The sequence below is a fragment of the Nocardioides ginkgobilobae genome (assembly GCF_054781275.1).
On sequence record NZ_BAAGUS010000001.1, the window covers coordinates 411679 to 429544 of the forward strand.

16 protein-coding genes are annotated in these 17866 nt (G+C 73.4%); 6 read left to right on the forward strand and 10 right to left on the reverse strand.

The window, feature by feature from the left end:
• The first annotated feature begins 33 nt into the window (after positions 1 to 33).
• From ACYVID_RS02075 to ACYVID_RS02085, 3 genes are all read left to right on the forward strand, one after another.
• Positions 34 to 2121 (forward strand): HelD family protein, encoded by a 2088-nt coding sequence (locus tag ACYVID_RS02075; RefSeq protein ID WP_460733922.1) that lies wholly within the window; start codon positions 34 to 36, stop codon positions 2119 to 2121.
• 102 nt (positions 2122 to 2223) lie between these two features.
• The gene (locus ACYVID_RS02080; RefSeq protein WP_460733924.1) at positions 2224 to 3531 is read left to right on the forward strand and encodes a carboxypeptidase-like regulatory domain-containing protein; all 1308 of its coding nucleotides are present in this window, start codon (positions 2224 to 2226) and stop codon (positions 3529 to 3531) included.
• A 205-nt stretch (positions 3532 to 3736) separates the two neighbouring features.
• On the forward strand, positions 3737 to 4666 hold the full coding sequence (locus ACYVID_RS02085) for a hypothetical protein (protein ID WP_460733926.1): 930 nt from the start codon (positions 3737 to 3739) through the stop codon (positions 4664 to 4666).
• 45 nt (positions 4667 to 4711) lie between these two features.
• Here ACYVID_RS02085 and ACYVID_RS02090 read toward each other — a convergent pair whose 3' ends face one another.
• Entirely contained in the window at positions 4712 to 5089 is a 378-nt protein-coding gene (locus ACYVID_RS02090) for a nuclear transport factor 2 family protein (protein ID WP_460733928.1), read from the reverse strand.
• A gap of 96 nt (positions 5090 to 5185) precedes the next feature.
• On the opposite strand from ACYVID_RS02090, the gene ACYVID_RS02095 reads away from it, so the two are divergent.
• The gene (locus ACYVID_RS02095) at positions 5186 to 5866 is read left to right on the forward strand and encodes an HD domain-containing protein (protein ID WP_460733930.1); all 681 of its coding nucleotides are present in this window, start codon (positions 5186 to 5188) and stop codon (positions 5864 to 5866) included.
• 52 nt (positions 5867 to 5918) lie between these two features.
• Here ACYVID_RS02095 and ACYVID_RS02100 read toward each other — a convergent pair whose 3' ends face one another.
• Positions 5919 to 6200: a DUF4031 domain-containing protein gene (locus ACYVID_RS02100; RefSeq protein ID WP_460733932.1), complete on the reverse strand. Its 282-nt coding sequence runs from the start codon at positions 6198 to 6200 to the stop codon at positions 5919 to 5921.
• Between the two features lie 37 nt (positions 6201 to 6237).
• On the opposite strand from ACYVID_RS02100, the gene ACYVID_RS02105 reads away from it, so the two are divergent.
• Complete coding sequence (locus tag ACYVID_RS02105) at positions 6238 to 6588, forward strand: hypothetical protein (RefSeq protein WP_460733934.1); 351 nt, start codon at positions 6238 to 6240, stop codon at positions 6586 to 6588.
• Between the two features lie 157 nt (positions 6589 to 6745).
• On the opposite strand, the gene ACYVID_RS02110 is transcribed toward ACYVID_RS02105, so the two are convergent.
• Positions 6746 to 7465 (reverse strand): GntR family transcriptional regulator, encoded by a 720-nt coding sequence (locus ACYVID_RS02110; protein WP_460733936.1) that lies wholly within the window; start codon positions 7463 to 7465, stop codon positions 6746 to 6748.
• Positions 7466 to 7642: 177 nt separating this feature from the next.
• Between ACYVID_RS02110 and ACYVID_RS02115 the strand changes: the two genes are divergently transcribed.
• Positions 7643 to 8269 (forward strand): alpha-ketoglutarate-dependent dioxygenase AlkB, encoded by a 627-nt coding sequence (locus ACYVID_RS02115; protein WP_460733938.1) that lies wholly within the window; start codon positions 7643 to 7645, stop codon positions 8267 to 8269.
• An 85-nt stretch (positions 8270 to 8354) separates the two neighbouring features.
• Here ACYVID_RS02115 and ACYVID_RS02120 read toward each other — a convergent pair whose 3' ends face one another.
• The 7 genes from ACYVID_RS02120 to ACYVID_RS02150 form a co-directional block, all read right to left on the reverse strand.
• Positions 8355 to 10286, reverse strand: a complete 1932-nt coding sequence (locus ACYVID_RS02120; protein ID WP_460733940.1) for a PA domain-containing protein — start codon at positions 10284 to 10286, stop codon at positions 8355 to 8357.
• Between the two features lie 455 nt (positions 10287 to 10741).
• On the reverse strand, positions 10742 to 11302 hold the full coding sequence (locus ACYVID_RS02125; RefSeq protein WP_460733942.1) for a LemA family protein: 561 nt from the start codon (positions 11300 to 11302) through the stop codon (positions 10742 to 10744).
• Between the two features lie 74 nt (positions 11303 to 11376).
• Positions 11377 to 13107: a DUF2207 domain-containing protein gene (locus ACYVID_RS02130; RefSeq protein ID WP_460733944.1), complete on the reverse strand. Its 1731-nt coding sequence runs from the start codon at positions 13105 to 13107 to the stop codon at positions 11377 to 11379.
• Positions 13108 to 13235: 128 nt separating this feature from the next.
• Positions 13236 to 14030, reverse strand: a complete 795-nt coding sequence (locus tag ACYVID_RS02135; protein WP_460733946.1) for an SRPBCC family protein — start codon at positions 14028 to 14030, stop codon at positions 13236 to 13238.
• A 7-nt stretch (positions 14031 to 14037) separates the two neighbouring features.
• The gene (locus tag ACYVID_RS02140; protein ID WP_460733949.1) at positions 14038 to 14892 is read right to left on the reverse strand and encodes an FAD binding domain-containing protein; all 855 of its coding nucleotides are present in this window, start codon (positions 14890 to 14892) and stop codon (positions 14038 to 14040) included.
• Complete coding sequence (locus ACYVID_RS02145) at positions 14889 to 17354, reverse strand: xanthine dehydrogenase family protein molybdopterin-binding subunit (RefSeq protein ID WP_460733951.1); 2466 nt, start codon at positions 17352 to 17354, stop codon at positions 14889 to 14891. The genes ACYVID_RS02140 and ACYVID_RS02145 overlap by 4 nt, the downstream gene beginning before the upstream one ends.
• A complete protein-coding gene (locus ACYVID_RS02150; protein WP_460733953.1) occupies positions 17351 to 17839 on the reverse strand; it encodes a (2Fe-2S)-binding protein in 489 nt (162 codons plus the stop codon). Before ACYVID_RS02150 ends, ACYVID_RS02145 begins: the two co-directional genes overlap by 4 nt.
• Positions 17840 to 17866: the final 27 nt, after the last annotated feature.

Sequence of the window (17866 nt, forward strand, 5' to 3'; positions counted from 1 at the left end):
GTTCGCCCTGACGCCGACCGACCGGGAGGAACCGTGTCCGAGCTCGCCCGCGAGCAGGAGCACCTGGCGCAGTCGCGGCGACAGCTGGCCCGGATGCGCGAGCGGACGGCGTCGATGGACGGCAGCGCGGCCGCGGACTGGGTCAGCCGGGAGTTCCTGGAGTCCACCTTCGCGCTGCGCATGAAGCAGCTGGCCGACGACCCGACCGTGCCCCTGTTCTTCGGCCGCCTCGACTACGCAGGCGGCGGGCACGAGGGCGAGTCCTTCCACATCGGGCGCCGGCACGTCACCGGCCCCGACGGCGACGCGCTGGTGGTGGACTGGCGGGCTCCGGTGAGCACGCCGTTCTACCGCGCCAGCAGCACCGAGCCGCTGGGCGTGGGGCTGCGGCGGCGCTACGGGTTCCAGCGCGGGGAGCTGACCGGCTTCGAGGACGAGCCGCTGGCGAGCGGGCGGGCCGCCGGGCACAGCGCGATCCTCGAGGCCGAGATCGAGCGTCCGCGCGTCGGCCCGATGCGCGACATCGTCGCCACCATCCAGCCCGAGCAGGACGTGATCGTCCGCGCCGACCTGTCGCGGTCGATCTGCGTGCAGGGTGCGCCGGGGACCGGCAAGACGGCCGTGGGCCTGCACCGCGCGGCGTACCTCCTCTACGCCCACCGCGAGCAGCTGAGCCGCCAGGGCGTGCTGGTGGTGGGACCCAACGCGAGCTTCCTGCGCTACATCCGCGACGTGCTGCCGGCGCTCGGCGAGGTCGAGGCGACCCAGGCGACGATCGAGGAGCTGGTGACGGCACCGCTGCCCGCGGGCAGGGGGGTGCGGGCGGTCGAGCCCGACGCCGTGGCCACGCTCAAGGGCGACGCACGGATGCCCGAGGTGCTGCGCCGCGCGGTGTGGTCGGGAATCGGCACGCCGAGCGAGGCGCTCGTGGTGCCCCGTGGCGCGCGTCGGTGGCGGGTCCCGGTCCACGAGGTGGAGGAGGTGCTCGACGGCCTGCGCACGCGCGGGGTGCGGTACGCCGCGGCCGGCGCCATGCTGGGCCAGGCACTCGCCCACCGGATGCTGCTGCGGATGGAGGAGGCGGGCGACTCCCCCGACGACCGGGTGCAGGACGCCGTCGCCCGCAGCGCCCCCGTCAAGGCCTGCGTGAAGGCATTGTGGCCGTCGGTCGACCCGGCCCGGCTGCTGCACCGGCTGCTCTCGGACGCCGGTGCGCTCGCCGCGGCGGCCGACGGCCTGCTGGACGAGGACGAGCAGCGCGCGCTGCTGTGGGACCACCCTCCCCGCAGCGCCGGGGCTGCGCGCTGGACGCTGGCCGACGCGGTGCTGCTCGACGAGCTGCGCGACCTGGTCGAGCGCACCGGCTCGGTCGGCCACCTGGTCGCCGACGAGGCCCAGGACCTCTCGCCGATGATGCTGCGCGCGCTCGCCCGCCGCTCCAGCACCGGTTCGGTCACCGTCCTCGGCGACCTCGCGCAGGCCACCACCCCGTGGGGCGCTCGGTCCTGGGAGGAGGCCCTGGCCCACCTCGGCAAGGCCGACGCGCACGTGGAGCAGCTCACCCGCGGCTACCGGGTCCCCGGTCAGGTGATCGAGTACGCCGCCGGGCTGCTCCCCCACGTCGCCCCCGGCCTGGCCCCGCCGACGTCGGTGCGCCGGGCGCGCGGTGAGCTGGTGGTGGACCGCGTGGGTGACCCGGTCGCCGAGCTGCCCGGTCGTCTCGCGCGGGTGCTGGAGCGCGAGGGGTCGGTCGGTGTCGTCGTACCCGACGCGCTGGTGGAGGAGGTCTCCCGCGCGCTGGGGGATCTCGACCACCGGGTGCTCGGGCGCAGCGAGGCCAGCGACGACTTCGGTGTCGAGGTCGGTGTCGAGGCCAGGGTCGAGGTGGTGGCGGCGGGCCTGGCCAAGGGGCTGGAGTTCGACCACGTCGTGCTGCTCGAGCCCGCGGACGTCGTGGCGGCCGAGCACGACCGGCTCACCGGGCTGCGCCGGCTCTACGTCTGCCTGACCCGCGCCGTGACCAGCCTGCTGGTGCTGCACGCCTCGGACCTGCCGGTCGAGCTGGGCCCGCCGCCCGCGACCACCCCGGCGACCGCTCCCGGGGTCCGCCCGGAGAACTGAGACGACCTTGAGGCGATCTTGAGCAGCGCTGAAGGTCGCCTCCCTACGGTGGGTGCAACGCGGTCGTCACCAGGACGGCCGCCGACCCGCCCGGAGCACCACATGGGGACCGTCACCGTCACCGGCACCGCCGCCCGCAGCACCGCGGTGGCGACCGTGCTCGCGCTCGTCCTGGCCGTGCTGGCCGCCCTCGGTGCGGTCACCGTCCCGGCGCCGACGGCGCGTGCTGCCGAGGGCGGGCGCGGCACGGTCACCGGCGAGATCCGTCCGGGCGGCTTCCCGGTCAAGATGCGCTGGTTCGACGCCGACTGGCGCTTCCTGGGCTCGCGCAAGGTCACCAACGGGATCTACTCGATCTCGCTGGCCCCGGGCACCTACTACCTGCAGTTCACCGACGAGCGCCCGGCCTACAACGTCGACAAGTTCGCGCCCACCGACCTCAAGGTCCGCGTCCGCTCCGGCGACTTCGTGCAGCGCAACGTGCGGATGCAGCCGGGCGCTGCGATCACCGGCACGGTCCGGGCCGGGGGGAAGCCCGCCGGCGGCGCCCGGGTCGTGGCAGCCAACAGCAACGAGCAGTCCTTCGAGACCAAGGCCAACGGCAAGGGCCAGTTCGCGATCGGCGGACTGCCCACCGGCAGCTACTCCGTCTTCACCTACGAGCGCACCAAGACCTGGGTCGGCCGCAGCACCTTCGTCCGGGGCCTGCGCCCCGGCGACCGCGCCAACACGGCCATCGCGCTCAACCAGCGCGCCGGCAAGCTCCAGGTCCGGCTGCGCGCCGGCGGGGAGACGATGCGCGAGACCGCGTTCGTGACCGCCGTCAGCAAGGCCACGGGCCAGTTCTGGACGGTCAAGGCGCGGCGAGGCAAGGCCGTCTTCGCGGGGCTCTACCCGGGGAAGTACCGCATGGTCGCCCCCGGGGTCGGCAGCTGGCTCCCGCAGGAGGGCGCCATCGACGGCGCCAAGGTCCCGGGGAACGGCGGGGCCGACCTGGTCAGCGTCTTCACCTGGACCAGGGCCGCCGCGTCGGTGCAGGGGTACGTCGTCGACGCCGAGCACCCCGAGCTCGACCTCGAGGGAGCGCGGGTCCGGCTCTTCGCCGCCGACGGCCGCCTGCTCGGGACGGCCCGCTCGGACTCCACGGGGCAGTTCTTCATCGGCGGGCAGCTGCTGACCCAGACCGGGGTCACGGCCGTCGTCGACCCCGACCCGACCAACGGCTCGGCGTACCTCGGCGAGAAGCCCTACCGCTGCAAGTTCGGCAGCACCGAGGTGGCAGGCGTCGCGCTCAAGGTCGGCACCACCACCCAGCTCGGCGAGGTGCTGCTGCCCTACCTCCCGGTCGAGCAGCAGGACGGCTTCCCGCAGAACGACCCGAACTGCGAAGCCGCCGACCCCGCCGCCTGACACCTGCTCCACCCGCCTGACCCGCCGACCGGCCTGGCCCGGACGGGCCACGGACCTGACCGATCGGTGCCGCGCCGTCACCCACCCCCGTGGGCCAGGGGTGCCCGACAGGCGGGTGGGGCGCGCTCCGCGCCGGACTACGTTCGCGACCAGACCACCACCACCGACCAGGCACCACCCCGACCACGCACACGAGGAGGCACCCATGAAGCGCAGGGCAGACCGCGGCACCGTCCGACTGCGGCTCCTCGCCGCCTCGACCTGCGTGGCCCGCGTGGCGTGGTACGCCGAGGGCCGGCTCGTCGGGCACCGGCGGGTCTGGCACCACGAGACCGACCTCTTCCTGCCCGCCGGGCGCTGGACCCTCGAGGTCACCGACGACCGCTCGGTCGCCGACCCCACCCGCCTGGCCGCCACCCGGGTCGAGGTCGTGGTGCGCGTCGGCTGGCGCACCACCACGGAGGTCGTCCTCGACCGCGGCGCCGTGCTCCGCGGACGGGTCGCGACCGCCGAGGAGCAGCGCGCCCGCTTCGCCACGGTCACCGCCACCGCGGCCGACGGCCGGGTCTTCACCGTGCGCGCCGACGGCCTGGGGGCCTTCACCCTCGCCGGCCTGCCGACCACCACCTACCTCGTCCGGGCCACCAAGGGCGCCTGGCAGTCCGTGCCCGTGCTGGTCGAGCCGCAGGTCGGGGTGCCCACCGAGGTGGCGCTCGGCCTGGTCGAGCCCGCGACCCCCGTCTCGCGCTCCGGCGCCGCCGAGCTGGTGGTCGGGGCCGCCTTCACCGGCACCGTCGTCGACCCGAGCACCGGCGCGCCGGCGTACGCCGCCCTGGTGGAGCTGCGCGACGCGCGCGGGACGCTGCTGGCGCGCAGCCGCGCCGACCACGGCGGGCGGTTCGTCGTCGGCGGCGACCTGCCGGCCTCGAGCGGGCTGAGCCTGGTCGTGAAGTCCGGCCCCGACCGCGCGGTCGTGGACCGGCGGGTGCTGCGCGGGCTCGCGTGCGCCGAGGGCGCGCTGGTCGACCTCGGCACGCTCGTGCTGCCGCACGGCGCACGCCGCCCCCGACCGGCGCGGCACGACCTGCCGCGCGGCGGCGCGGTGGCGATGGCGCTGCCGGCCACCCGGGTCTGAGCCGGGGCTCGGACCGGGTCCGGTCAGCCGCGGGTCAGTCCCCGGTCAGCTGACCGACATGTCCGTGGCGGGGTCCCAGAAGGCCCGCATCGCGGTGATCCGGCCGTCCTCGTCGAAGACCATGTGGTCGATCGGGGCGACCGTGTAGCTCTTGTCGCCGACCTTGGTGACGAGCTCGAAGGAGAAGACGGCCTCGCCCGCGGCGATCTTGACCTGCTGCAGGGTCGTGCTGGCCTCCAGGCCCTCGAGCCCGCCGTAGAACTCCAGGATCGCCTCGCGGCCGCGACGCACCTCGGTGCCGACCGGGTCCTCGACCGTGGCGTCGTCGGCGTAGAGGTCGGCGACCTCGGTGGCCTTGCCTTCGGCGACGAGGCGGACGTAGGCCTCCACGACCTCGCGGATCTTGTCGGTGCTCGCAGCCATGGTGACTCCCCTGCTCGGACGCCCCGGCCGGGGCGAGAACGTGTTCTACCTGCCCGCACACTAGCGCGCGATGGGACGGCCGGGTTGGATGGGCCGATGCCCGACCCGGACAGATCCGTGCCACCCGACGACGCCCCTGACGACCCCGACCTCACGGGGCCCGACCTGGTCGAGCAGCTGCGGTCACGGTGGCCGGTCGTGGGGGCCGACGACCTGCGCGAGGAGCTGCTCGCCGCCTGGGACCGACCCGGCTACCACGACCTGCGGCACCTGGCGGAGGTGCTGGCCCGGGTCGAGGAGCTGGCCTCGGCCGGGATCGGCTTCAGGCGCGAGCAGGTGCTGCTGGCGGCGTGGTTCCACGACGCGGTCTACGACGGGGAGCGCGACGCCGAGGAGCGCTCGGCCGCCTGGGCGGAGCGGTCGCTGCCGTCGTACGTCGGGGAGGCGGTCGCGGCCGAGGTGGCCCGGCTCGTGCGGATGACCGAGACCCACGACCCCGCACCCGAGGACGTCGAGGGCTGCGTGCTCTCCGACGCCGACCTGGCCGTGCTCGCCGCCGGGCAGGACCGCTACGCGGCGTACGTCGCCGGGGTGCGCGAGGAGTACACCCACCTCGACGAGGAGACCTTCCGCCGCGGCCGCGCCCAGGTGCTGGCCTCGCTCGCCGGGCGGCCGACGCTCTTCCGCACCGACCACGCCCGGGACCGGTGGGAGGCTGCCGCCCGGGCGAACCTGGCCGCGGAGCTGGCGGCGCTGGGAGGGGTCGAGGTCGGGTAGTCCGAATCATCTCTGATGCTGGCGGCGCGTCCAGCATCAGAAATGATTCGGACTACCCCCGCTCGCCCACCGGACCGGTCCCCTTCCGCACCCGCAGCCCGGCGTCGAGGAGCCGGGAGACCAGGTCGCGGCTGGCTACGGGGAGGGCGCCGGCGGCGACCGCGGCGCCGTACCACTCGTCCGGCACGTCGTAGTGGTCGCGCTCGAAGGCCCGCGGCGACAGGCCGATCGAGGCGGCGAAGGCGTGCAGCTCCTCGAGCGAGGTGTCGCTCACCAGGTGCGACCAGAACCGGCCGTGCCCGGGCACCTGGGGCGGGTCGATGAGGATCGCCACGCGCACGAGCCTATGCGGCTGTGCTACTCATGGGTGGGTGGACGTCGCACTGCTCTTCGAGGCCCGGGCCCGGGTGCTCGCGGACCTCGAGGCCCGACGCCGGGCCACCCCCGACGCGGTCTCGGCACTGGAGGAGGCCGTCTCGGCGCGCACCTGGTGGGCCGAGCAGTGGCCCGAGGGGGCGCAGTACGTCGCGGGGCTGGTCGCCCAGGACGTGCAGGACGCGCTCGTGGACACCGTCGGGCGCTGGCCCGTGTGCGACTGGTGCGACGAGGAGGCCGAGCACATGGTGCACATCAGCCCCGACCTGGGCGGCCCGGACCCGGTGTGGGTCTGCGAGGAGAGCGGGAAGCCGGTCGCGCCGCTGGGGAGCCTGCCGAGGATGTGAGGGTCACCCGGCTCGGCGGGTCCGCTGGCGCGTCCCCGGCTCGCCGGGCTCATGCCTCCCCGACCAGACGAGGGTCTCGACACGCCGGTCGCGACCTCGTTCCTCGGTCGCGCGGCTTGCTCGACCACCGGACGACGGGTCCGCTGGCGCGTCCCCGTCAGCCGTCGGTCCCGAGCTGGACCCAGAGCGTGTACCGGTCCGCGCGGTAGACCGAGCGCGACACCTCGACCACCTTCTCCCCCGAGATCGCCCGGCGCGAGTGCCGCAGCACCGCGCTCATCGGCTCGATCTCCAGGAGGGTCGCCTCCTCGGCGGTGGCCTTGTCGGCGTTGATGGAGTCCTCGGCCCACGTGGGACGCAGCCCGCGTGCCTCGAGGGAGTCGTAGAGGCTCGTGGGCATCCCCTGCTGCAGGAAGCCGGGCAGCAGCACCTCGTTGAGGTAGGCGTCCTCGATGCACATGGGCACTCCGTCGGCGCGGCGCAGCCGGCGCCAGTGGATGACCGCGTCGCCCTCGGTGAGCGCCAGCGCGCGGGCGACGCCCGGCCCGGCCTGCTCGCGGCGGGCGAGCAGGGTCTGGCTCTCGGCCAGCATCCCGCGACGCGTCATGTCCTCGGTGTAGCCGGTGATCCGGCTGGCCATCCGCCTCGGCCGCGCCACGAACGTGCCGCGCCCGGGGATCCGCTCCAGCAGGCCCTCGACGACCAGGGCGTCCATCGCCTGGCGCACCGTCATCCGGGCGACGCCGAAGTGCTGGACCAGCTCGCGCTCCGAGGGCGCCGGCGAGCCGGGCGCCGAGCCGGTGACCAGGCTGCGGACGTACTCGCGCACCTGGACGTGCTTGAGCGCCCGCCCGTCGGGTACTAGTACCTCTTCCACGCCGAGCAGACTAGACAGGTCCGCGCGGACTCCGGGGGCGAACGCCTAAAACCGGCCCGGACGTGCCAGGTCCGGATGGCACCCTCGGGCCACGGGCGCCCGAGGAGAGGCAGGCGCTGCTCGACACGCCGCCCCCCGCGTCGAACACGTGTTCGATGCCCGGCGTACCCTGGTCGCGTGGACTTCCAGAGCACCCTCTTCGCCGAGCAGGCCACCGGTGGTGTGGCGCTGGCCGACTCCCTCGCCGACCTCGAGCGGCACCCGCTCGCGCACGGGGCCTGGGTCGACGTACGCCGCTCGTGGCTGCCCGACGCCGACGAGGTGATGGCCGCCCTCGTCGCACAGGTGCCCTGGCGGGCGGAGAAGCGCCAGATGTACGACCGGCTGGTCGACGTGCCCCGGCTCGTGCACACCTACATGATCGGCGAGGAGCTCCCCCACCCCGCGCTCACCGAGGCCCGCGACGCACTCAGCGCGCACTACGCCGAGGAGCTCGGCGAGCCCTTCCGCACCGCCGGCTGCTGCTACTACCGCGACGGACGCGACAGCGTCGCCTGGCACGGCGACACCATCGGTCGCGGGTCGACCCAGGACACCATGGTGGCCATCGTCTCGGTCGGCGACCCGCGGCGGCTGCTGCTGCGCCCGCGTGGTGGCGGGGAGAGCCTGGCCTTCGAGATGGGCCACGGCGACCTGCTCGTCATGGGGGGCAGCTGCCAGCGCACGTGGGAGCACGCGGTGCCCAAGGTCGCGCACTCCGGGCCACGCCTCTCGGTGCAGTTCCGCCCGTTCAACGTCTTCTGAGCGCCGCGGCGTCCGCACGCGGGACGGAGCAGGGCCCCGGTGCCGCAGCACCGGGGCCCTGTCCGTGGTCCAGAGCGTCGTGGCGTCAGCCGCGACCACCCTTCTTGCCGGTGTACTTCAGGATGTAGAGGCCGCGGTCGCGGTCGCTGGCGAGCAGGTAGGTCTTGCCCGCCATCTTGTGCACCTCGATGCCCCAGACGTTGCTGCCGCCCTCGTCGATGAAGGCGCCGACCTCGCGGAGCTTGCCCTTGCTGTAGTCCAGGACGCGCACGCCACCGGAGTAGTAGGACAGGTACGCCAGCGAGCGACCCTCGCGCGGGTCCATCGCGACCTCGTGCACCGACAGGTCACCGAACCCCTCGGCGTACGCCCGCTCCTGGGACTCCGGCAGCGCGTAGGTGTCGACCTGGCGGATCGAGCCCGCGGTGCCGGGCTTGCCGGTGAAGTCCGTGCGGAACATCCGCACGTAGCCCCAGCCGTCGAAGACCGCGGAGATGTCGACCGAGGCGGACTCGGCGCCAGCGGGACTGGCGGTGGTGCAGGCGGCGTCACCCTCGGTGGCCACGCCGAGCAGGCGCAGGCCGGTCGAGCGCTGGACGAAGACGAACTCGGTCTCCTCATCCTCGGCCAGCATGTTGATGAAGCCCTCGCAGCCGGGGGCGGCGCTGTTGAAGACGATGCCGCTGTCGTAACCGGCGGCCGTGATGTTGTCGAGCTTGACCTGGAAGGCGCAGGTGCCGCGCTCGATGAGGGCGATCCCGCCCTCGACGGCCTCGAGCGGCTCGCAGGCCAGGCCGACGTTGGTCGGCGTGCCCGAGATCGGGGTCTCGGGGGTCAGCGCCGGGGTGTCGCTGGCGGAGGCGGCGGAGAACTCGTAGCCGTCGAACTCGCCGGAGGTGATGGAGGCGAAGACCCGGTAGGGGTTGAAGTCCTCGTCGGTGCCGACCAGGACCTTGTTGTTGCGGGAGAACTCGGACTGGTGGGCGTTGCCCTCGGGGCTGATCTCCTCGCCCCGGGCCAGGCGCTCCTCGTCGAGCGCGGCGAAGTCGGACTCAGCGATCAGCGAGACGCCGTCGGGGGTGGGGTCGGTGACGTCGAGCAGGACGTAGCCGCCGTCCCAGTAGTTGACGTTCATGACGTAACGACCGCCGACCCGCTTGACGGTCATGTCGTGGTTGAAGACCGACGTCAGGTTGTCCGGGTTCTCCTGGGCGACGCCGAACTTCGAGGCGAGGTCGAGGCTGTCGTTGACCATGACCGGGGCGGTCGGGTCGGTGATGTCGAGGATGTCGACGTCGGCCGCCTCCTCGTTGTCGACGAGGACGGCGTAGACCCTCTCGTCGACGAAGGAGTTCCACGCGAACATCGAGTGGACCGAGGTCGGGTTCTCCCGGGTCTCCTCACCGTCGGTGTAGTCACCGGCGTGCTCGACGAGCAGGGTGCGCGCGTCGGCGTCGGTGACGTCCCAGATGTTGATGCCGCCGAGGTTCGGCCCGTCCGGCTTCGCCTCGGCCGCGATCTCGGCGTCGCAGGTCTCGTTCTGGTGCAGGAAGAGCTGCTTGCCGGCGTACGGGCCGTACTTCGGCGTGAAGACCTGCGAGCCCTCGCCGGCGTAGTTGCCCGGGGTCGTCGGCAGGAACTCGTCCTCGACCGGGTTCTTCGGGTCGCTCATGTCGACCACCCAGGCGCCGCCGCCGAGGCAGTTGTCGGTGCGGAAGGAGGTGAGGTAGGCGTAGTCGCCGTAGGCGGAGACGTCGGCGACACGACCGCGGCCGGACTCGGCGCCGCTGGGGTTGCTGACGGTCGCGGCACCGACGACGCGCATGTCGCGGTTGACCGCGGGCAGGTGGCCCGAGACCTCGCCGTGCTGCTTGTAGCCGGGGCCGGCGACACCCTCGCCGGCGAACTGCTCGGTCTGGTTCTCGCCGTGCTCGGGGTGTGCGGAGGCGGTCATGGGGGCGAGGACCGAGAGCGCCAGGGCGGCGCAGGCGACGGTCCCGAGATGCTTCTTCTTCAACACGTGATCCTTCGAGGGTCGAGCCGATGGGGTGCGCGACAACCACGTGTGACCTGAGCCACACCCGGAGTGGCGTCGGACGAACCTAACGTGCGACCAGCGCTTTGGCCAGGGTCGTCCTCGGGTCGGGCCCCGAACCAGGACGATCCGCGGCAGGAACGGTATGAAGCCGGACGCGCCGTGACCGTTGCGTGACCTCGCGGCGAGTGGCAGGACGGGATCCGTGGCGAAACCGCTCGCCACGGGGAAGGTAAAGGAGTAAAAAGACCCCTCAGGGCCACGTGCCCGGAGAGGGAGGGGCCGTGCACCAGGTACGAGCGCCGGGTCGGCGAGCCCGCGACGGCCGGCTGTGGGTCATCGCCCTGTGGGTCATCGCCGTGACGCTGCTGCTGGTCACCCTCGAGGCCGTACTCGACTGAGCCCGGTGCGGGCGGCCTGCCGCCGAAGGGGCGGGCTCAGAAGCTGACGGCGGGCGGCGCGTCGTGGGAGGCCGGGGCGTCGTAGAACTCCCGCTTGCCGACCGAGGCGATGCCGGTGAAGAACATCCACGGGATCGTGGCGACCAGCGTGTTGAGCGTGCCCACCGCGTCGTTGTAGTAGGTCCGGCTGAAGGCGACCTGGTCCTCGGTCTGGGCCAGCTGGCGCTGCAGCTCCAGGAAGGTCTGGTCGGCCTTGAGGTCGGGATAGGCCTCGGCGACGACGTTGAGCCGGCCCAGCGCCTGCTCGAGCAGGTTGTCGGCGGCCGCGCGGGCCGCGACGTCGTCGGAGCCGGCGGCGGCCGCGAGCCCGGCCCGGGCGCGGGTCACCTCCTCGAGCACCTCGCGCTCGTGCGCGGCGTACCCCTTCACGGTCTCCACGAGGTTCGGCACCAGGTCGGCGCGGCGCGTGAGCTGGACGTCGATCCCGCCCAGCGCCTCCTGCGCGGCCACGTCGGCGGTGCGCAGCCGGTTGAAGCCGACGACCACCAGGGCGGCCAGGGCCAGGAGCAGGGTGAGGAGGACCAGCAGCACGATCACGTCGCCATCCTGCCGCGGTCGACGGGCGCTGTCACGGCGCCCCGACCGACGTGCACGCGCGGTCGGGGCACGGCTTACCAGGAGCCGCCGCCCCCACCGCCACCGCCGCCTCCTCCCCCGCCCCCGCCGGACGAGGAGGACTGGGTGGCGTCGTACGCCGAGATGGCCGAGCCGATGCTGGCGTCGAGGTCGTCGACGATCCGGTCGGTCCAGGTCGAGCCCGCGCTCCCGGCGTACCACCCCGCCCAGGACGGCGCGGGTGGGTCCTCGCCGACCTCGACGCGGTACTTCTGCGACCACTCCTCCGCGCAGTCGAAGGCCACCGCCCACGGGACGTAGGCGGTGTAGAGGTCGCGACGGCCGGAGAAGTCGAAGCGCTGCTTGCTCGACGGTGTCGACAGGACCCGCTCGAAGCCGCCGACGGCCGACCACAGCGCCCGGCCCGACGACGTACGCCGGGTGCCGGAGCCCGGCAGCAGCAGCGGGAGCGCGGCGGCGGCGAAGCCGCCCGGCACGAGCCCGAGCACGGCCGGGCCGGGGGCGAACCACGCCGCGGCCACCGCCCCCGCTCCGGCGGAGAGGACCAGGAGGACGCCCAGCCCACCGAGCCCTGCGGGCACGACGTGACCGGAGTCCCGGCCCCAGTCGCGGACGGCGTCCTCGAAGGTGTCGAGGTGGGACTTCAGGGTGCGACCCGCGGAGACGTCCTTCTTCCGGAAGGTGAACGACCCGCCCTGGGGGACGACCGAGATCGCCTGCTGCGTGACCGGGTCCAGGGCGGCCTCCGCGTCGGTGCCGTCCCGGTGGACGGTCCAGCCGTCCTCGTGCGGCACCAGCCGCACCACCCCCTGCTCGGCCGCGTGCAGCAACGAGGCCACGAACCGCTGACGACCGACCTGCTCGTGGGCGACGAAGTAGGCCTGGGCCGGTCCGAGGCCCTCGGGCGGGGCGTAGACCAGCGGGAGCCCGGGACGCAGCTCGCGGGCACGCTGCGCCAGCACCGCTCCCAGTGCGAGCGCGGCCAGCGCGGCCAGCGCGACGAGGACGAGCAGCCAGGGCCGGATGCCCAGGACGGGGTCCCAGCGCGGCGCCCAGGGCAGTGCCTCCTGCAGCGCCGGCGCCGGCAGGTCGAGGTCGGTGGTGAGCGTGACGGGGGTGCGGGGGGCCAGTGGGCCGGTGACCACCGACAGGGTGTCGCCGCCCTGCCCGCCGGTGGCGGTGCACCCTCCGGCCAGGCCCTGGCCCTGGTCGCAGGACACCGCGCCGACCGTCCCCGCGGGGAGGTCGACGCGGATCCGGGCGCGCTGGATCGCCTGCGCCCAGCCGCCGGGGACGACGTCCCACGACAGCCGCGCGCGCCCGTCGGGGCCCTCGCCCAGCACGTCGGCCAGCTCGTAGGTGAGGCGGTAGGTGTGGGCCCCGGGGGTCAGGAAGACGTCCTCGTCCCCGATCCGCCAGACCAGGTAGCGACCGGCCCCCGAGGACTCGGTGACCCACGGCTCCTCGGCGCCGTCGCGGGTCACCTCGACGTCGCGGGGGCGGACCCGGCCGCCGTCGACCGGCGAGTCGGCGCGGTCGAAGAAGCGGAAGATACCGCGGCGGTCCGAGGTGCTGACCTGCAGCACGATGGTCTCGCGCACCGAGGCGGTGCCGTCGGCGCGCACGGTCATCGCGACGTCGTAGGAGCTGATCGAGGTCGGCTCGTCGCCGCCACCACCGTCTTCGGCGCCGTAGACCAGCGCCGGTGCCGCGACGACGCCCGCGAGGAGCAGCAGGCCCAGCAGGGACGCGACGATGCGGGTCACGTCCGCAGACTAGGGGGCGGCGGGACTGCGCGTCAGCGCTCCGTGACGCGGGCCGACGACGGGGACGGACGGCCAGGGGCGGGCGGGACCGCGGTCCACCGCGGTCCCGCCACCCCCGGGTCCTCCGGTCAGCGGAGGAGGCGCCGCAGCAGCACCAGCACGAGCAGCACCCCCAGGCCCGCGCCGATCTTGGGGCCGTAGGTGCGCAGCAGCACCGGTAGCACCGTGGCCCCCAGGTCGAGCGCGTCGTCGCCGGCAGGAGCCGATCGCGACGGCGCGCTCCCGATCGGACGGACGCCGGCGGCCGCCCCGGAGCCCGCCCCCGACCCGGCGCCGGCGACCGCAGCGGCGGCGCTGGAGCCGATGGGCGTCTCGTCGGCGGCCGGAGCCGACCCGGAGCCGGCCACGACCGACGGCGCCCCCGCAGCCGTCGTGGCCGGCCCCGCGGCCGCGTCCCCGTCCGTGTCAGCGGCCGGCTCGGGTGCGGCCAGCCGTTGCTCCAGGCAGGAGACGAACTGCCCGAGCAGCTTGTCCGAGACGTCCTGCATCACCCCGCGGCCGAACTGCGCCGGCTTGCCGGTGACGTTGAGGTCGGTGTCGACCTGCACGTCGGTCGAGGCGGCGTCCCCGCTCATCACGAGGGTCACCGTGGCCCCGGCCGTGCCGTTGCCGCGCTTGTCCTTGCCCTTGGCCTCGACCACGAAGCGGTGGGCGGAGTCGTCCTTCTCCACGAACGTCCCGGACCCGGCGTACTGCAGGGCGATCGGGCCGAGCTTGACCTTGACCGTGCCGGAGAAGGAGTCCCCCTCGACACCGGTGACGACCGCCCCGGGAAAGCACTCGGCGAGGGCCGCGATGTCCTCGAAGTGGGTCCAGGTGTCCTCGACGCCGAGGGGGACCGTGAAGCGGTGCTGGAGCTCCACGCCGGCCTCAGACCCCCGCCGCCGTGAGCACGGCGCGGCGGGTGAGGACCGTGGCCAGGTGGGCGCGGTACTCGGCGTCACCGTTGAGGTCCGAGGGCGGGTTGGCACCCTCGGCCGCCCGGGCCGCCGCGTCGCGGACGGCGTCCTCGGTGGCCGGCTGGCCCCGCAACGCGTCCTCGACCGCGCGGGCCCGCAGCGGCGTGGAGCCCATGTTGGTCAGGCCCACGCGTGCCTCGGTGATGGTGCCCCCGTCGACCTTGACCGCCGCGGCGACCGCGACGATCGGCCACTGGTGCGCCACCCGCACGAACTTCTCGTAGTGGGCGCCCCACCCGGTGTGCTTGGGCACCCGGACGGCGGTGAGGATCTCGTCCTCGCCGATCGCGGTCTCGAAGAGGTCGACGAAGAAGTCGTCGGCCGCGACGTTGCGGACGCCGTCGCGCCCGGCGATGACGAACTCGCACCCCAGCGCCAGCGCCGGAGCACCCATGTCGCCGGCGGGGTCGGCGTGGGCCAGCGCCCCGCCGAACGTGCCGCGGTGCCGGATCTGCTCGTCGGCCAGGTGGTGCACGGCCTTCTGCAGCAGCGCCGCGTGCTCGCCGATCTGGGGGTCCATGGCGATGTCGCTGTGCCGGGTCATCGCGCCGATGACCAGGTGGTCGCCGTCGTCACGGACCCCGCGCAGCTCGGGGATCTTGTTGAGGTCGATGACCATCTCGGGGGCGTTGAGCCGCATCCGCAGCACCGGGAGCAGCGACTGCCCCCCGGCCAGGATCTTGGCGTCGTCGCCGTGCTCGGCCAGCGCGGCCAGCGCCTCGTCGACGGTCGTCGGGGCGAGGTAGTCGAACTGTGCGGGAATCATGCGCCCGCTCCTTCCGTGCTGTCCTGACCGGGCTGGTCCTCGCTGAAGTGCGGCATCGCCGCACCCGGGGTCGCGCCGCCGGAGCCGGCGCCCTGGATGGCCTTCCAGACCCGCTGCGGGGTGCAGGGCATCTGGATGTCGTTGATGCCGAGGTGGCGCACGGCATCGACCACCGCGTTGACCACGGCCGGGGTCGAGGCGATCGTGCCGGCCTCGCCGACGCCCTTGGTGCCGAGGGTGTTGGTGAGCGAGGGCGAGGTGGTGTGGTCGACCTCGAAGGACAGCGTGTCGGCCGTCGTGGGCAGCAGGTAGTCGGTGAACGACCCGGACACCAGCGTGCCGGAGTCGTCGTAGACCGCCTCCTCCCACAGCGCCTGCGCGATCCCCTGGACCAGACCGCCGTGGACCTGCCCCGCGACGATCAGCGGGTTGATGATGTTGCCGATGTCGTCGCAGCAGGCGTACTTGCGGATGCTGACCTGACCGGTCTCGGTGTCGACCTCCACCGCGCACAGGTGGGTGCCGTGCGGGTAGTTGAAGTTCACCGGGTCGTAGGTCGCCTCGGCGTCGAGGCTCGGCTCCATGTCCTCGGGGTAGTTGTGCGCGGCGAACGCCGCCCCCGCGAGCTCCTGGATCGTGACGCCCTGGTCGGTGCCGCGCACGCCGAAGCGCCCGCCGACGTACTCCAGGTCCTCGACGTTGGCCTCGAGCAGGTGCGCCGCGAGCGGCTTGGCCTTCTCGATCACCTTGTCCACGGCCTTGACCAGCGCCTCGCCGCCCACGACCAGCGAGCGCGAGCCGTAGGTGTCCAGGCCCTTGTGGGAGATCTGGGTGTCGCCGTGCAGCACCTCGACGTCGTCGAACGGCACGCCGAGGCGGTCGGCGACGATCTGGCTGAACGCCGTCTCGTGGCCCTGCCCGTGCGCCGAGGCGCCGGTGACGACCTCGACCTTGCCGGTCGCGAGCATCCGGACGCTGGCGTGCTCCCAGCCCCCGGCGCCGTAGTTGAGCTGGCCCAGGACCCGGCTCGGGGCCAGGCCGCACATCTCGGTGAACGTCGAGACGCCGATGCCCAGCTGCACCCGGTCGCCCGCGTCACGGCGCCGCTGCTGCTCGGCCCGCAGCTCGTCGTACCCGAGCATCTCCATGGCGCGACGCGTCGCCTTCTCGTAGTCGCCGGAGTCGTACTCCAGGCCGGCGACGGTGGTGAAGGGGAACTCCGAGGCGTCGATCCAATTGCGGCGGCGGACCTCGATCGGGTCCTCGCCGAGCTCGGCGGCCAGCTCGTCCATCATCCGCTCGATGGCGTACGTCGCCTCGGGCCGCCCGGCGCCGCGGTAGGCGTCGGTCCAGGTCTTGTTGGTGAGGACGGTCTGGCAGTTGAACTGGTAGGCCGGGAACTTGTAGATCGAGTTGAACATGAACGCGCCGAGGACCGGCACGCCGCCGCCGACGATCGCGACGTAGGCGCCGAGGTCGGCCAGCAGCTCGACCTTGAGGCCGGTGACCTTGCCGTCCTTGTCGGCGGCCAGCGTCAGCTTCTGCCACTGGTCGCGCCCGTGGTGGGCGGTCATGAGCGACTCGCTGCGGGTCTCGGTGAACTTCACCGGCTTGCCGATCCGACGGGCGACCGCGAAGGCGATCATCTCCTCCGGGGTCTGCTGCAGCTTGCCGCCGAAGCCGCCACCCACGTCGGGGGCGATCACGCGGATCTTCGACTCCGGCACCCCGGTGGTCGCGGCGATCGCGAAGCGCAGGATGTGCGGGATCTGGGTGGCCGACCAGACGGTGATCTGCTCGCCGGTCGGGTCCACCACCACGGAGCGGGGCTCCATGAAGGCGGGGATGAGGCGCTGCTGGCGGTACTCCCGCTCGATCACGATGCCGCCGTCGCGGGCGCTGGCGATCGCGGCGTCGACGTCGCCGCCGGTGCCGGCCTCGGCGGAGTCGAACTTCCAGAACGCCGACTTGTTGGTGCCGAGGTCCGGGTGGGCCAGCACCGCGTCGGTCGCGGCCTCCTTGAGGTCCAGCGCGGCCGGGAGCTGCTCGTACTCGACGTCGACCAGCTCCGCGGCGTCGCGGGCCTCGGCCGCCGTGCGGGCCACGACGACCGCCACGACCTCGCCGGCGAAGGCGACCCGGTCGCTCGGCATCGGCAGGTGCGGCGGGGTGACCTGGTCCTCGGTGATCGCCCAGGCGTTGATGCAGGCACCCTGGGCCTCGCCCAGGTCGGCGCCGGTCAGCACGTCGACGACGTTGGTGGCGTCCTTGGCCGCGGTGGTGTCGATCGAGACGATCTTGGCGTGCGCGAAGGGGCTGCGGACCATCGCCAGGTGCAGCATCCCCGGCAGGTTGATGTTGTCGGTCCAGCGGGTGCGCCCGGTGATGAGGCGCTGGTCCTCCTTGCGGCGGCGCTCGCGGCCGATCTCGCGCTCGACGGTGGGCTCCTGGACGGCGGTCATGCGGTCACCTCCTGCTGCGCACCGGCGCCCTGACCGCAGGCGTGCTGCACGGCCTTGACGATGTTGTGGTATCCCGTGCAGCGGCACAGGTTGCCCTCGAGGCCGAGCCGGATCTCCTCCTCGGAGGGGTTCGGGTTGTCCTTCAGCAGGGCGACGCTCTGCATGATCATCCCCGGTGTGCAGAAGCCGCACTGCAGGCCGTGGCACTCGCGGAAGGCCTCCTGCACCGGGTGCAGCTCGCCGTCCTGGGCCAGGCCCTCGATGGTGGTGACCTCGCAGCCGTCGGCCTGCACGGCCAGGACGTTGCAGGACTTCACGCTGGTGCCGTCGAGGTGGACGGTGCACGCGCCGCAGTTGCTGGTGTCGCAGCCGACGACGGTGCCGGTCTTGCCGAGACGTTCGCGCAGGTACTGCACCAGCAGCATGCGCGGCTCCACGTCGTCGGCCACCTTGGCGCCGTCGACGGTGAGGCTGATCCGGGTCATGGACTCTCCAAGGGGAACGTGGATGGG

Excerpts from the sequence above, each read along its gene's own strand:
- ACYVID_RS02095 (WP_460733930.1), top strand. The coding sequence starts at position 5,186 with ATGCCCGACCCGGACAGATCCGTGCCACCCGACGACGCCCCTGACGAC.
- ACYVID_RS02150 (WP_460733953.1), bottom strand. The coding sequence starts at position 17,839 with ATGACCCGGATCAGCCTCACCGTCGACGGCGCCAAGGTGGCCGACGAC.
- ACYVID_RS02085 (WP_460733926.1), top strand. The coding sequence starts at position 3,737 with ATGAAGCGCAGGGCAGACCGCGGCACCGTCCGACTGCGGCTCCTCGCC.
- ACYVID_RS02080 (WP_460733924.1), top strand. The coding sequence starts at position 2,224 with ATGGGGACCGTCACCGTCACCGGCACCGCCGCCCGCAGCACCGCGGTG.
- ACYVID_RS02145 (WP_460733951.1), bottom strand. The coding sequence starts at position 17,354 with ATGACCGCCGTCCAGGAGCCCACCGTCGAGCGCGAGATCGGCCGCGAG.
- ACYVID_RS02090 (WP_460733928.1), bottom strand. The coding sequence starts at position 5,089 with ATGGCTGCGAGCACCGACAAGATCCGCGAGGTCGTGGAGGCCTACGTC.
- ACYVID_RS02140 (WP_460733949.1), bottom strand. The coding sequence starts at position 14,892 with ATGATTCCCGCACAGTTCGACTACCTCGCCCCGACGACCGTCGACGAG.